Genomic DNA, 13317 nt, shown 5'->3' on the forward strand with positions numbered 1-13317 from the left:
GGCGGGGGCGAAGTTGGTGGGCGGGCGTCGGTGGTTCGGCGGGGGCGAAGTTGGTGGGCGGGGCGTCGGTGGTTCGGCGGGGGCGAAGTTTGTGGGCGGGCGTCCGTGGTTCGGCGTGGGCCAAGTCGGTGGGCGAGCGCCCCTGGGTTCAGCGTGGGCGAAGCCGAGGGGCGTGTGCCCATGGTTCACGGTGGGCCGGCCGGTGGCGCGTCCGCTCCGTGTGGGCCGTCGGTTGCCCGTCCGTTCCACCTGGGCTGGTCGGTGGCGTGTCCGCTCCGCGTGGCCCCTGTCGGTGGCTCGTCCGCTCCGTGTGGGCCGTCGGTAGCCCGCCCTTCCACATGGGCTGACTTGCGGCGCGTCCGCTCCGCAGGGGCCGTCGGAGGCCCGTCCGTTCCACCTGGGCTGGCCGGCCGCTCGCCCGCCCCGCGTGGGCGTGCCCGTTGCCCGCCCGCTCCACATCCGGCCGGTCGGCGGCTCGCCGCTCATGTGGGCCAGTCGGTGGATGGTCCGTCGCCGGTGGCGGTGTCGGCCCGGGTTCGGGGCGGGTGGCTGCGAGGATCCGGCTCCATGCGAGTAGTAGGACAAAATGACAAAAGTCGCCTCAATGGGGCAGTCGTAAGGCACGGTCACCGCGCAGCCGTGCGTTCGCGGGTGCGGGGCGGGATCATCGTCCTCGCCGTAGCAGCCATCGCCTCGGGCTGCGCTCCGGTCGGCGACGGCGGATCCGAGCCCGTACGCCCCACCCCGAGCCGACAGCCCTTCAAGGCACCGCCGCCGGCCGCCACGTCGGACCCGGACACCCAAGGCGCGGCCACCAAGGACCCGCACGCGCAGGGCCCCCAGGCCCAGGCCCCGCACGCCAAGGACTCCCCGCCCAAGAAGTTCCGGTCCGCCCAAGGTGCCCACGCCGCCCGGGTCGCCGCCGCAAGGCGCTGGCGTCTGGCAGGCGTCCCGCTCACGCCCCCGTCACCCCCGGCCAGAAAGCCGACGATCGCCACGCGCGAGGGCTTCGAGGTCCGCGGCCACGAGGCGCTCGGCCTCCCGCCGGTCTTCACGACCGTCCCCACCAAGGAGAAGGTCGTCTTCCTCACCATCGACGACGGCGCCGAGAAGGACCCGGCGTTCCTGCGGATGATGAGCGACCTGCAGGTGCCGTACACCGCCTTCCTCAGCAACTACCTGATCAAGGACGACTACGGCTACTTCGAGCGGATGCAGGCAGAAGGCGTGGCCCTGAACAACCACACCCTCCACCACCCCTACCTCCCAGCCCTGTCCTACCTCCGCCAGAAGCGTGAGATCTGCGGCATGCAGGAGGTGATCGAGGAGCGCTACGGCAGGCGCCCGCTGCTCTTCCGCCCGCCCTTCGGCAACTACGACAGGAACACCCTGCGCGCCGCGAAGTACTGCGGCGTCGAGTACGTCCCCCTGTGGAACGAGGAGGTCTTCGTCGACCACTGGGAGTACCGCGAGTGGGACCAGAAGATCCGTCCGGGTGACATCGTCCTCACTCACTTCCGGGGGAGGGGGGACTGGAAGGGCACAATGCCCGACATGATCCGCCGATTCCTGAACAAGGTGACGGCCGAGGGGTATGCGGTGGCCCGGCTGGAGGACTACCTGTGAGATCGGGACCGGGCGCGGGGGCGCGGGCACTGGCGGCCGTCGTCATGGCCTACGCCCTGCTCACCGGCTGCGCCCGGTCGGCCGGGCCCGTCGACCCCGGCGGAGGCGGAGGCGGCCGGTCAGGCGGCACGGAGACGCACGACGCGCGTCCGGCGACGGCACCGACCCCCACGGCTGCGAAGAGGGCAACGCCCGCCGCACAGCCGTACCGCCGCTGGGGCCTGACCGCTCCACTGCCCGCGCCCCCGTCCCCGCCCGCCCGTCGGCCGCCGCCGCGGCGCGCGGGCGGCCCGCTGCCCGTCGTGGACCGCGTCCCCACCCGCGACAAGGTCGTCTTCCTCACCTACGACGACGGCGCCGAGAAGGACCCCCGCTTCGTCGACATGGTCCGCGAACTGCGGCTGCCCGTCAGCATGTTCCTCACGGACAGCGTGGCCGGCCCGGGCTACGGCCACTTCGCGCGCCTGCGCTCGGTGGGCGCGTCGATCCAGAACCACACCCTCGACCACGCCGCCCTGCGCGGTCTGCCATACGCCGGCCAGCGCGCCGAGATCTGCGGCCAGCAGAACAAACTCCGCGCCCGCTTCGGCATCCGCCCCCACCTCTTCCGCCCGCCCTACGGCACGTACGACACCACCACCCTCCGCGCGGCGGCCGACTGCGGGGTGACGGCGGTGGTGCTGTGGCGGACGGCGATGGAGGGCGACGGCGAACTGACGTACGCCCACGGCCCCGGCCACCTGCGCGCCGGCGACATCGTCTCGGTCCCTTCGGGTGAACCGGCGGGCTTGACGTTGAGAGAGCGGACGACCCGGCTGCTGAGGGAGATCCAGGCGAGGGGATTGGCGGTGGGACGTTTGGAGGACTACGTCTAGCGGATCTTTCTGGGCGCCGGCCAGCGACATCCAGCCCGTCCGGCGTTTGAGGACGAGGCCGTTCAGGCCGAAGGGGGGTCTGGGGGCACAGCCCCCAGAACGGCGTCCACGGCAACGCCGGCCACCAGAAACCCGGCCCGGCCAGCGCCGCGAATTAGCAGTCCGCTTGACCGAGTGCTAATCCCGGTCATAGTCTCGGCTCTGGCACTCCCCACTGGAGAGTGCCAACTACGCGACGGGCAGGTCCGGCACCCGCGACGACGGATCCACCTGGTCGCCACCTCAGACAGTTAACCCCGTGAGATCTCCGAAGGGGGAGGTCGGATCGTGACGACCACCAGCTCCAAGGTTGCCATCAAGCCGCTCGAGGACCGCATTGTGGTCCAGCCGCTCGACGCCGAGCAGACCACCGCCTCTGGCCTGGTCATCCCGGACACCGCCAAGGAGAAGCCCCAGGAGGGCGTCGTCCTGGCCGTGGGCCCGGGCCGCTTCGAGAACGGCGAGCGCCTGCCGCTCGACGTCAAGACCGGCGACATCGTGCTGTACAGCAAGTACGGCGGCACCGAGGTGAAGTACAACGGCGAGGAGTACCTCGTCCTCTCGGCTCGCGACGTGCTCGCGATCATCGAGAAGTAATTCACTTCAAGCATTCTCTGCTTGTGAGCTGCGCCCCGGGCCCCCGCGACCTTATGAAGCCGGGCGTCCGGGGCGCAGTTCGTTTCACCCACGTTTTCCGAGAGGGCTGAACCGCTCCCATGGCGAAGATCCTGAAGTTCGACGAGGACGCCCGTCGCGCCCTCGAGCGCGGCGTCAACAAGCTTGCCGACACGGTCAAGGTGACGATCGGCCCCAAGGGCCGCAACGTCGTCATCGACAAGAAGTTCGGCGCGCCCACCATCACCAACGACGGTGTCACGATCGCCCGTGAGGTCGAGATCGATGACCCGTACGAGAACCTCGGCGCCCAGCTGGTGAAGGAGGTGGCGACCAAGACCAACGACATCGCGGGTGACGGTACGACCACCGCCACCGTGCTGGCCCAGGCGCTGGTCCGCGAGGGCCTGAAGAACGTCGCCGCCGGTGCCTCCCCGGCCGCCCTGAAGAAGGGCATCGACGCGGCCGTCGCCGCCGTCTCCGAGGAGCTCCTCGCGACCGCCCGCCCGATCGACGAGAAGTCCGACATCGCCGCCGTGGCCGGCCTGTCCGCCCAGGACAGCCAGGTCGGCGAGCTCATCGCCGAGGCGATGGACAAGGTCGGCAAGGACGGTGTCATCACCGTCGAGGAGTCCAACACCTTCGGTCTGGAGCTGGACTTCACCGAGGGCATGGCCTTCGACAAGGGCTACCTGTCGCCGTACTTCGTGACGGACCAGGAGCGCATGGAGGCCGTCCTGGAGGACCCGTACATCCTCATCAACCAGGGCAAGATCTCCTCCATCCAGGACCTGCTGCCGCTGCTGGAGAAGGTCATCCAGTCGGGTGCCTCCAAGCCGCTGCTGATCATCGCCGAGGACGTCGACGGCGAGGCCCTGTCGACCCTGGTCGTCAACAAGATCCGCGGCACCTTCAACGCGGTCGCGGTCAAGGCCCCCGGCTTCGGTGACCGCCGCAAGGCGATGCTGCAGGACCTCGCGGTCCTCACCGGCGCCACGGTCATCTCCGAGGAGGTCGGCCTCAAGCTCGACCAGGCCGACCTGGACGTGCTGGGCTCCGCCCGCCGCGTCACCGTCACCAAGGACGACACCACGGTCGTCGACGGCGCCGGCGACTCCGCGGACGTCACGGGCCGCGTCGCCCAGATCAAGGCCGAGATCGAGAACACCGACTCCGACTGGGACCGCGAGAAGCTCCAGGAGCGCCTCGCCAAGCTGGCCGGCGGCGTGTGCGTGATCAAGGTCGGCGCCGCCACCGAGGTGGAGCTGAAGGAGAAGAAGCACCGTCTGGAGGACGCCATCTCCGCGACCCGCGCCGCGGTCGAGGAGGGCATCGTCTCCGGTGGTGGCTCCGCTCTGGTCCACGCCGTGAAGGTCCTGGAGGGCAACCTCGACAAGACCGGCGACGAGGCCACGGGTGTCGCGGTCGTCCGCAAGGCCGCCGTCGAGCCGCTGCGCTGGATCGCCGAGAACGCCGGCCTGGAGGGCTACGTCATCACCTCCAAGGTCGCCGAGCTGGAGAAGGGCCAGGGCTTCAACGCCGCCACCGGCGAGTACGGCGACCTGGTCAAGCAGGGCGTCATCGACCCGGTCAAGGTCACCCGCTCCGCCCTGGAGAACGCCGCCTCCATCGCCTCCCTGCTTCTCACGACCGAGACCCTGGTCGTCGAGAAGAAGGAAGAGGAGGAGCCGGCCGCCGCGGGCCACGGCCACGGCCACTCCCACTGAGCCCAGCCGCTCGTAGCGTGCAGCAAGAAGGCCCCGCCTCCGCACTCAGGTGCGGGAGCGGGGCCTTCCCCTTCGCGGGCGTCACTGACCGAGTACCCCCAGCTGCTCCAACAGACCCGCACGGTCGTAGATCCAGTGGGTCTCGCAGATCCGGCCTTCCCGGAACCGCTGCCAGGCCATGCCCTCCATGCTCACGTCCTGCCCGGTCGCCGGAATCCCCAGGAACTCGCCCTTGTGGCGCGCGGTCCACGTCCACCGGGTGCACACCTGGTCCTCCTGGGCCAGCTGGTCGTCGATCCGGAACGTGAAGTCGAAGGCGCCGTACCAGCCCGCGTACACCTCGCGCATCCCGTCGACCCCCTGCACGGGCCGCGGGTGCGACGGATCATGATCCACGTAGTCGTCGGTGAGGTGCTCCCCGATCCCCTCCGGCGTCATCTTCCCCATGGCCTCGAAGAAGCCCCGTGCCGCCAGGACGTTCAGCTGCTCGTCCCGTACGACGTCGAGATCGGTGAAGGTCGGAGTCTCCTCGCAGAGCGCGATCATCTCCCGGAAGATCCGATCGGTCTCGGGCAGATTCGAGTTCCGCATCGCCTCCTCGTACGACGGAAACTCCACGATCTCGATGAAGTGCGCGGAGTCCGACCGGTCCTTCCCGATGATGTCGTGCGTCGCCGTCCGCTTCCCCTTGGTCTGCTCGACCCACCTGTCCATCAGCCGGTTCATCTCGTCGAAGCGGCTGGTCCTGCAGTCGATGAGCTGCACGAAGGTCATGACTTCGTCGCCTCCCGGTGCCATGGGCGCGCTGGACGGCACCATTCTCCTCGCGGCAGGGGCGCGGTGCCTGTCGGGCTCTCTGCCGGGGTTCTCTGCCGGGCTCCCCTACTGCGGCCCGTACTTGCGCCCCGTCCTGGAGCTGATCCCCCCGAGCATCCCCCGGGGCACCAACTTCGCCGCCCCCAGCAGCACCTTGTACCGAGGGTCCGGAATCGACAGGGACTTCCCGCGCGCCAGATCCCCGAGCGCCGCCGCCACCAGCTTGTCCGCATCCAGCCACATCCACGCCGGGATGTTGTCCGTCCCCATCCCGGCCCGCTCATGGAACTCGGTGCGCACGAACCCCGGGCACAGCACCATCAACCGGACCCCGCTCCCGGCCAGATCCCTCGCCGCCCCCTGAGTGAACTGCACGACCCACGCCTTGGACGCGCCGTATGTCCCGCGCGGCACGAAGGCCGCCACTGAGGCGACGTTCACGACACCGCCCCGCCCCCGCTCCCGCATCGCCTCCGTCGCCGCCGACGTCAGCCGCAGTACGGCCTCGCAGTGCACCTTGAGCATCTTCAGCTCGTCGGCCATGGGGACGTCGAGGTAGCGGCCCTTGTTGCCGAAGCCGGCGTTGTTGATCAGCAGGTCGACGGGGTTGCGGCGGTCGCCGAGGCGGGCGGCGACGGTCTCGATGCCGGTGTCCTCCGCGAGGTCGGCCGTCAGCACCTCCGCCTCGATGCCGTGGCGGTCGTGCAGTTCGGTCGCCTGCTCGCGCAGCCGCTTGGTGTCCCGGGCCACCAGGACGAGGTCGTGCCCGTCAGCCGCAAGCCGCCGCGCGAACGCGGCGCCGATGCCCGCGGTCGATCCCGTAATCAATGCCGTTGTCATGGCGCAAGATTAGTGACCCGGACTGTGGACATCCGCTTTCCTCCGGCGACCGGCAGTCAAAGCGCCCATGTGCTCTTCGGCGACATGTCCAAGGCCCGCTTATGCTCGACCTGTGATCGAGGCTCGTCATCTCCGTGTGCTGCGCGCCGTCGCCGCCACCGGCTCCTTCTCCGCGGCGGGCCGCGAACTGGGCTGCACCCAGCCCGCCGTCAGCCAGCAGATGAAGGCCCTGGAGGCGTCCGTCGGCACGCCCCTGCTGATCCGCAGCGGTCGCGAGATGCGGCTGACCCAGGCCGGTGAGGCGCTGGTGCGGCACGCCGCCGGGATCCTCGCCGGGCTCACCGCCGCCGAGGAGGAGGTCGCCGCCATCGCCGGTCTGCGCGCCGGACGCGTCCGCCTCGTCTCCTTCCCCAGCGGCAGCTCGACCCTCGTCCCGACCGCCCTCGCCGCGCTGCGCGCCGCACACCCCGGCACCCGAGTCTCGCTGGAGGAGGCCGAGCCGCCGCAGTCCGTCGAGCTGCTGCGCGAGGGCGACTGCGACGTGGCCCTCGCCTTCCGGTACGAGGGCGCTGCCCAGGAAGGAGAGTGGGACGACCTCGTCGTACGCCCCCTGCTGACCGACCGGCTCGTCGCCCTCGTACCCGAACGTCACCGGCTCGCGCGCACCGCGCCGTCGGGTTCCATCGCCATCGGGGAGCTCGCGGCCGAGCCATGGATCGCCGGATGCCCGCGCTGTCGGGGCCAGTTGATCGAGGTGTGCGAGAGCGCCGGCTTCACGCCCCGCATCGACTTCGCCACCGACGACTATCCGGCGGTCGTCGGCCTGGTGGGCGCCGGCCTGGGCGTGGCCGTCCTTCCCCAGCTCGCCGTCGAGTCCGTACGACCGCGGGGGGCGCGCATGGTGCGGCTGGAACCGGCGGTCCGGCGGGAGATCGTCGCGCTCACCCTGCCCGACCTGGCGCAGGTGCCGGCCGTGGCGGTGACGCTGGAGCAGCTGGCGCGCGCGGCCACCCGCTAGTGAACGTAGGTGCACACGTGCGCGTGCCCTCTTGAAGAAACGTTCCTTCAGTTGTGGGAGGCGGACTCCCCGCCGGTCGTCGCCGCCGAGACCAGCCGGTTGCGCGCCCGCCCCATGAGCTCCTCACGCTCGTCCTCGGTCAGGCCGCCCCAGACGCCGTACGGTTCGCGCACCGCCAACGCGTGCGCCGCGCACTGCGCGCGCACCGGGCACCTCATGCAGACCTCCTTGGCCGAGTTCTCACGAGCACTCCGGGCCGCACCGCGCTCGCCCTCCGGATGGAAGAAGAGCGAGCTGTCCACCCCGCGACAGGCAGCCAGGAGCTGCCAGTCCCACAGGTCCGCGTTCGGTCCGGGAAGGCGGGAGAAATCTGCCATTGCGTGACCCCTTGTAGCCGTTCTGGGCGGATACGGTGTCCACGACCGTACATCTACGATCTAAGGAGATGAAAATATGACTCATTGCGAATCTAGCCTCAGACGCCAACAAATGGGAAGAAAAAGGGCTGAATGGGGCATGGGTTGTGATGAAACGTTGTGGGTCCGTCGTGCATGTCTGCACCGTGTCCGCCCCCTCACGTAGAGTGCCGAAGATGGCACACGGCCCCGTAACTCTTTCGAGTGACCGTCGTTGAGAGGGCGGAGGCGGTCGAAGGAATACACGCTCGGGCAGGCGTCCGAGACGGTCGACCGCACAGGTGACGATTTCGTACCAGCCTGGAGGCTCAAGGTGACGTGCATCAGCTGCGGAGGGCGGCCATGACATCCGTCCTCGTCTGCGACGACTCCCCGCTTGCCCGAGAGGCGCTCCGCCGCGCGGTCGCGACCGTGCCCGGCGTCGAGCGCGTGACGACGGCGGCCAACGGCGAGGAAGTCCTCCGCCGCTGGGGCGCCGACCGCTCGGACCTGATCCTGATGGACGTACGCATGCCCGGTCTGGGCGGCGTCGAGACCGTGCGGCGGCTGCTGTCCGCCGACCCCGGTGCGCGCATCATCATGCTCACCGTCGCCGAGGACCTGGACGGCGTGGCCCTCGCGGTCGCCGCGGGCGCGCGGGGCTACCTTCACAAGGACGCCTCGCGAGCGGAGTTGCGGGCGACCGTCACGCAGGCCCTTGCCGATCCGACCTGGCGGCTGGCCCCGCGGCGGCTGCGGTCCGCCGAGATGGGTGCGGCGCCGACGCTTACGGCGCGTGAGATCCAGGTGCTCGAGGGTATGAGCCATGGTCGATCCAACGCGGAGATCGGTCGGGAGCTGTTCCTCTCGGAGGACACCGTGAAGACGCACGCGCGGCGGCTGTTCAAGAAGCTCGGCGCTTCGGACCGGGCCCACGCGGTGGCGCTCGGGTTCCGTTGGGGTCTGGTTCGCTGAGAGCTCGGTCCTGCAGACCGTTGCTGTGTCCGGGTCGTATGTGGCTGGTCGCGCAGTTCCCCGCGCCCCTTTGGGGGCGCGGTTGCGGGGTCGGTCAAAGTGGCTCTGTCGGTGCCCGGTGCTCGTTTCGGCGCGGATGCCGCATCCTTGAGATGTGGAGTCTCTCGGGGACGAGTCGGTCGAGCGGAAGGGGAGGGCGCAGGGGATGAGTTCCGGCGCACTTGCTCATAACGCTTCGGTGCACAACAACGGACACGATGCCGCGGACCGTACGGCCGCAAGGCACCATGGACCGATGCGCGACGACGAGGCGGCGAGTGCCGCAGGGGCGATCGGTGCACTCGTCCATCGCGCCGTCGACGGAGACGAGCAGGCCACACACGACCTGCTCGCCCATGTCCACCCCCTGGCGTTGCGCTACTGCCGCACCCGGCTGTCCCGCCTGCCGGGCGACGCGCGGCACTTCGTGGAGGACCTCGCGCAGGAGGTCTGCGTCGCCGTCCTGCTCGCGCTGCCGCGCTACCGGGACACCGGCCGCCCCTTCGAGGCGTTCGTCTTCGCGATCGCCGCGCACAAGGTGGCCGACCTGCAGCGGGCGGCGATGCGACACCCCGGCTCGACGGCGGTTCCGTCCGACGAGATGCCGGAACGCCCGGACGACTCCCTCGGCCCGGAGGAGCGGGCGCTGCTGAGCAGCGACGCCGAGTGGGCCAAGAAGCTGCTGGCCAACCTCCCCGAGAACCAGCGGGAGCTGTTGCTGCTGAGGATCGCGGTGGGGTTGACCGCGGAAGAGACGGGTCAGATGTTGGGAATGTCACCCGGCGCGGTCCGGGTGGCCCAGCACAGGGCGCTGAGCAGGCTGCGAGCGCTGGCCGAGCAGTAGCGCTCCCGGTAGCGCTCCCTTGCGTGCGCCCCCAAATGAACAGGCTTCTCCTCGGTTCCGTACGAACATACGAAGCCCGGAGCCATACAGAACCGTGGAATTTGCGAGCCGTGCTTCCCGTTAGCATGGACATCCGCACCGATCAAGGCCATTTGGGGAAGGTGTCATGACTGCAAACGTCGACGGAGTGCCCGGTAAATTCGCGACACTCGGGCTGACCTACGACGACGTGCTGCTGCTGCCGGGCGCATCCGAGGTGCTCCCCAACGCGGTCGACACCTCGTCCCGTATCTCCCGCAACGTCCGGGTGAACATCCCCCTCCTCTCGGCCGCCATGGACAAGGTGACCGAGTCCCGCATGGCGATCGCGATGGCCCGCCTCGGCGGCGTCGGCGTGCTGCACCGCAACCTCTCCGTCGAGGACCAGGTCAACCAGGTCGATCTGGTGAAGCGGTCCGAGTCCGGCATGGTCACCGACCCGATCACGGTGCACCCGGAGGCGACCCTCGCCGAGGCCGACGCCCTGTGCGCCAAGTTCCGGATCAGCGGCGTCCCCGTCACCGACCCGGCCGGCAAGCTGCTCGGCATCGTCACCAACCGGGACATGGCCTTCGAGAGCGACCGCAGCCGTCAGGTGCGCGAGGTCATGACGCCGATGCCGCTGGTCACCGGCCAGGTCGGCATCTCGGGCAGCGACGCGATGGAGCTGCTGCGCCGCCACAAGATCGAGAAGCTTCCCCTGGTCGACGAGGCGGGCGTCCTCAAGGGCCTCATCACGGTCAAGGACTTCGTCAAGGCGGAGAAGTACCCCAACGCCGCCAAGGACTCCGAGGGCCGCCTCCTCGTCGGTGCCGCCGTCGGCGCCAGCCCCGAGGCCCTGGAGCGGGCCCAGGCGCTCGCCGAGGCCGGGGTGGACTTCCTGGTCGTCGACACCTCGCACGGCCACAGCAGCAACGCCCTCAGCTGGATGTCGAAGATCAAGTCCAGCGTCGGCGTCGACGTGATCGGCGGCAACGTCGCCACCCGTGACGGCGCCCAGGCGCTGATCGACGCCGGTGTCGACGGCATCAAGGTCGGTGTCGGACCGGGCTCCATCTGTACCACCCGCGTGGTCGCCGGCATCGGCGTCCCGCAGGTCACCGCCATCTACGAGGCCTCCCTCGCCGCCCGCCCCGCGGGCATCCCGCTGATCGGCGACGGCGGCCTGCAGTACTCCGGCGACATCGGCAAGGCGCTCGCCGCCGGTGCCGACACCGTGATGCTGGGCTCGCTGCTCGCGGGCTGCGAGGAGTCCCCGGGCGAGCTGCTCTTCATCAACGGCAAGCAGTTCAAGTCGTACCGCGGCATGGGCTCCCTGGGCGCCATGCAGTCCCGCGGCCAGGGCCGGTCGTACTCCAAGGACCGCTACTTCCAGGCCGAGGTCGCCTCCGACGACAAGCTCGTGCCCGAGGGCATCGAGGGCCAGGTGCCCTACCGCGGCCCGCTGGCCAACGTGCTGCACCAGCTCGTCGGCGGGCTGCGCCAGACCATGGGCTACGTGGGCGCGGCGACCATCGGCGAGATGGAGACCAAGGGCCGCTTCGTGCGGATCACCTCCGCGGGCCTCAAGGAGAGCCACCCGCACGACATCCAGATGACGGTCGAGGCGCCGAACTACAGCCGCAGCAAGTAGTCGCCAGGCGTCGCGAAGGGCGGTCCCGGAAGCACCGGGGCCGCCCTTGCCGTGCCCGTCGGCGATACTGGAAGACGCTGAACGCATCAGGGAAAGGCCACAGACGTGACTGAGATCGAGATCGGGCGCGGCAAGCGCGGCCGCCGGGCGTACGCCTTCGACGACATCGCCGTCGTCCCCAGCCGCCGTACGCGGGACCCGAAGGAGGTCTCGATCGCCTGGCAGATCGACGCCTACCGCTTCGAGCTGCCCTTCCTGGCCGCCCCCATGGACTCGGTCGTCTCCCCGGCCACCGCGATCCGCATCGGCGAGCTCGGCGGCCTCGGCGTGCTGAACCTCGAAGGCCTGTGGACGCGGTACGAGGACCCGCAGCCGCTGCTCGACGAGATCGCCGCGCTGCCCACCGAGGCCGCCACGCGCCGCCTCCAGGAGATCTACGCCGCTCCCATCAAGGAGGAGCTGATCGGGCAGCGCATCAAGGAGGTGCGCGACTCGGGCGTGGTCACGGCCGCCGCGCTCTCCCCGCAGCGCACGGCCCAGTTCTCCAAGGCGGTCGTCGACGCCGGCGTGGACATCTTCGTCATCCGCGGTACGACGGTCTCGGCGGAGCACGTCTCCGGTGCGCACGAGCCGCTGAACCTGAAGCAGTTCATCTACGAGCTCGACGTCCCGGTGATCGTCGGCGGCTGCGCCACGTACACCGCCGCCCTGCACCTGATGCGCACCGGCGCGGCGGGCGTCCTGGTCGGCTTCGGCGGCGGCGCGGCGCACACCACGCGCAACGTGCTCGGCATCCGCGTCCCGATGGCCACGGCCGTCGCGGATGTGGCCGCGGCCCGCCGCGACTACATGGACGAGTCCGGCGGCCGGTACGTGCACGTGATCGCGGACGGCGGCGTCGGCTGGTCCGGCGACCTGCCCAAGGCGATCGCCTGCGGCGCCGACTCCGTGATGATGGGCTCCCCGCTCGCCCGCGCCACGGACGCGCCGGGCAAGGGGAACCACTGGGGCATGGAGGCGGTCAACGAGGATCTGCCGCGCGGCAAGAAGGTCGACCTGGGCACGGTCGGCACGATCGAGGAGGTGCTGACGGGTCCGTCGCACACTCCCGACGGCTCGATGAACTTCTTCGGCGCCCTGCGGCGGGCCATGGCGACGACCGGGTACAGCGAGCTGAAGGAGTTCCAGCGGGTCGAGGTGACGGTCGCGGACTCGCAGCACATGCGGTAGGCGTTACGCGGTTACGCCGCTGCTTCTGCGGCGTCTGCGTCAGGGAAGGGCCGGTCACTCCGGGTGGGGTGACCGGCCCTTTTGTGTGCCCAAGTGGGCTTGGGCGGGGGCGTGTTGTGCCGGAGGGGGCGCGTGGTTGCGTTTGGGGCGAATGTGGGCTGAACGGGCGAAGGGGGGCGGTAGTGTCGGTGATCGGCGACCCGGCTCTCGGGGCGCCCCCTTCCAAGGACATGGTCCGGACCCCGCCCTCGGGGCCCGGACCGAAATCCAATGAACCGTTCACCGGGCCACTGGGCGGCGTCATGGAAGGGGGCGCACCCATGGGTCGTCACCGCAAGCCCACCCGCTGGGACCGCACTTGGCTTCGGCTGGTGAAGTTCCGGAGGAGGTGCATCTTGTGGTACTACGGACGGTGAGCGGCCGCCCCTATAACAGCTAGGGGCGGACACCCGTAACCCGTTCGGAGCCCATCGCAGTGGCCACTGTGGTGGGCTCCACCCTTTGGTGGGCCGGTGAGCGGCCGCCCCTATGAAAGCTAGGGGCGGACACTTCGTGAATCGCCCGGGAGCCTGAGCAGTACTGCATTACCGGCTGCTTTGGGCTCCA

Annotated in this window: 12 protein-coding genes; 9 read left to right on the forward strand and 3 right to left on the reverse strand. The window is 70.0% G+C overall.

Annotation, left to right across the window (positions count from 1 at the left end):
- The first annotated feature begins 567 nt into the window (after positions 1-567).
- The 4 genes from ACIA8X_RS24060 to groL all read left to right on the forward strand — a co-directional run bounded on the left by ACIA8X_RS24060 (position 568) and on the right by groL (position 4882).
- Complete coding sequence (locus ACIA8X_RS24060; protein WP_399459059.1) at positions 568-1626, forward strand: polysaccharide deacetylase family protein; 1059 nt, start codon at positions 568-570, stop codon at positions 1624-1626.
- 44 nt (positions 1627-1670) lie between these two features.
- A complete protein-coding gene (locus ACIA8X_RS24065) occupies positions 1671-2501 on the forward strand; it encodes a polysaccharide deacetylase family protein (protein WP_399459147.1) in 831 nt (276 codons plus the stop codon).
- A 327-nt stretch (positions 2502-2828) separates the two neighbouring features.
- Positions 2829-3137, forward strand: a complete 309-nt coding sequence (gene groES / locus ACIA8X_RS24070; RefSeq protein ID WP_003998759.1) for a co-chaperone GroES — start codon at positions 2829-2831, stop codon at positions 3135-3137.
- A gap of 119 nt (positions 3138-3256) precedes the next feature.
- Positions 3257-4882: a chaperonin GroEL gene (gene groL / locus ACIA8X_RS24075; RefSeq protein WP_393453387.1), complete on the forward strand. Its 1626-nt coding sequence runs from the start codon at positions 3257-3259 to the stop codon at positions 4880-4882.
- A gap of 81 nt (positions 4883-4963) precedes the next feature.
- Here groL and ACIA8X_RS24080 read toward each other — a convergent pair whose 3' ends face one another.
- The gene (locus ACIA8X_RS24080) at positions 4964-5656 is read right to left on the reverse strand and encodes an ester cyclase (protein ID WP_393453390.1); all 693 of its coding nucleotides are present in this window, start codon (positions 5654-5656) and stop codon (positions 4964-4966) included.
- Between the two features lie 108 nt (positions 5657-5764).
- A complete protein-coding gene (locus tag ACIA8X_RS24085; protein ID WP_393453393.1) occupies positions 5765-6538 on the reverse strand; it encodes an SDR family NAD(P)-dependent oxidoreductase in 774 nt (257 codons plus the stop codon).
- Between the two features lie 112 nt (positions 6539-6650).
- Between ACIA8X_RS24085 and ACIA8X_RS24090 the strand changes: the two genes are divergently transcribed.
- Positions 6651-7556 (forward strand): LysR family transcriptional regulator, encoded by a 906-nt coding sequence (locus tag ACIA8X_RS24090; RefSeq protein WP_393453396.1) that lies wholly within the window; start codon positions 6651-6653, stop codon positions 7554-7556.
- Positions 7557-7603: 47 nt separating this feature from the next.
- On the opposite strand, the gene ACIA8X_RS24095 is transcribed toward ACIA8X_RS24090, so the two are convergent.
- Positions 7604-7933, reverse strand: coding sequence for a WhiB family transcriptional regulator (locus tag ACIA8X_RS24095; RefSeq protein WP_393453399.1), 330 nt, complete (start codon positions 7931-7933; stop codon positions 7604-7606).
- Positions 7934-8314: 381 nt separating this feature from the next.
- Between ACIA8X_RS24095 and ACIA8X_RS24100 the strand changes: the two genes are divergently transcribed.
- The 4 genes from ACIA8X_RS24100 (at position 8315) to ACIA8X_RS24115 (ending at position 12711) form a co-directional block, all read left to right on the forward strand.
- Entirely contained in the window at positions 8315-8926 is a 612-nt protein-coding gene (locus tag ACIA8X_RS24100; RefSeq protein WP_003948568.1) for a response regulator transcription factor, read from the forward strand.
- Positions 8927-9221: 295 nt separating this feature from the next.
- Positions 9222-9809 (forward strand): sigma-70 family RNA polymerase sigma factor, encoded by a 588-nt coding sequence (locus ACIA8X_RS24105; protein ID WP_093905211.1) that lies wholly within the window; start codon positions 9222-9224, stop codon positions 9807-9809.
- Between the two features lie 166 nt (positions 9810-9975).
- Entirely contained in the window at positions 9976-11481 is a 1506-nt protein-coding gene (guaB, locus tag ACIA8X_RS24110) for an IMP dehydrogenase (RefSeq protein ID WP_393453401.1), read from the forward strand.
- Between the two features lie 105 nt (positions 11482-11586).
- Positions 11587-12711, forward strand: coding sequence for a GuaB3 family IMP dehydrogenase-related protein (locus ACIA8X_RS24115; RefSeq protein WP_393453404.1), 1125 nt, complete (start codon positions 11587-11589; stop codon positions 12709-12711).
- Positions 12712-13317 lie beyond the last annotated feature (606 nt).

Source organism: Streptomyces sp. NPDC051738 (assembly GCF_044453205.1).
Taxonomy (GTDB): domain Bacteria; phylum Actinomycetota; class Actinomycetes; order Streptomycetales; family Streptomycetaceae; genus Streptomyces.

Excerpts from the sequence above, each read along its gene's own strand:
- ACIA8X_RS24060 (WP_399459059.1), top strand. The coding sequence starts at position 568 with ATGCGAGTAGTAGGACAAAATGACAAAAGTCGCCTCAATGGGGCAGTC.
- ACIA8X_RS24065 (WP_399459147.1), top strand. The coding sequence starts at position 1,671 with ATGGCCTACGCCCTGCTCACCGGCTGCGCCCGGTCGGCCGGGCCCGTC.
- groL (WP_393453387.1), top strand. The coding sequence starts at position 3,257 with ATGGCGAAGATCCTGAAGTTCGACGAGGACGCCCGTCGCGCCCTCGAG.
- ACIA8X_RS24080 (WP_393453390.1), bottom strand. The coding sequence starts at position 5,656 with ATGACCTTCGTGCAGCTCATCGACTGCAGGACCAGCCGCTTCGACGAG.
- ACIA8X_RS24085 (WP_393453393.1), bottom strand. The coding sequence starts at position 6,538 with ATGACAACGGCATTGATTACGGGATCGACCGCGGGCATCGGCGCCGCG.
- ACIA8X_RS24095 (WP_393453399.1), bottom strand. The coding sequence starts at position 7,933 with ATGGCAGATTTCTCCCGCCTTCCCGGACCGAACGCGGACCTGTGGGAC.
- ACIA8X_RS24100 (WP_003948568.1), top strand. The coding sequence starts at position 8,315 with ATGACATCCGTCCTCGTCTGCGACGACTCCCCGCTTGCCCGAGAGGCG.
- ACIA8X_RS24105 (WP_093905211.1), top strand. The coding sequence starts at position 9,222 with ATGCGCGACGACGAGGCGGCGAGTGCCGCAGGGGCGATCGGTGCACTC.
- guaB (WP_393453401.1), top strand. The coding sequence starts at position 9,976 with ATGACTGCAAACGTCGACGGAGTGCCCGGTAAATTCGCGACACTCGGG.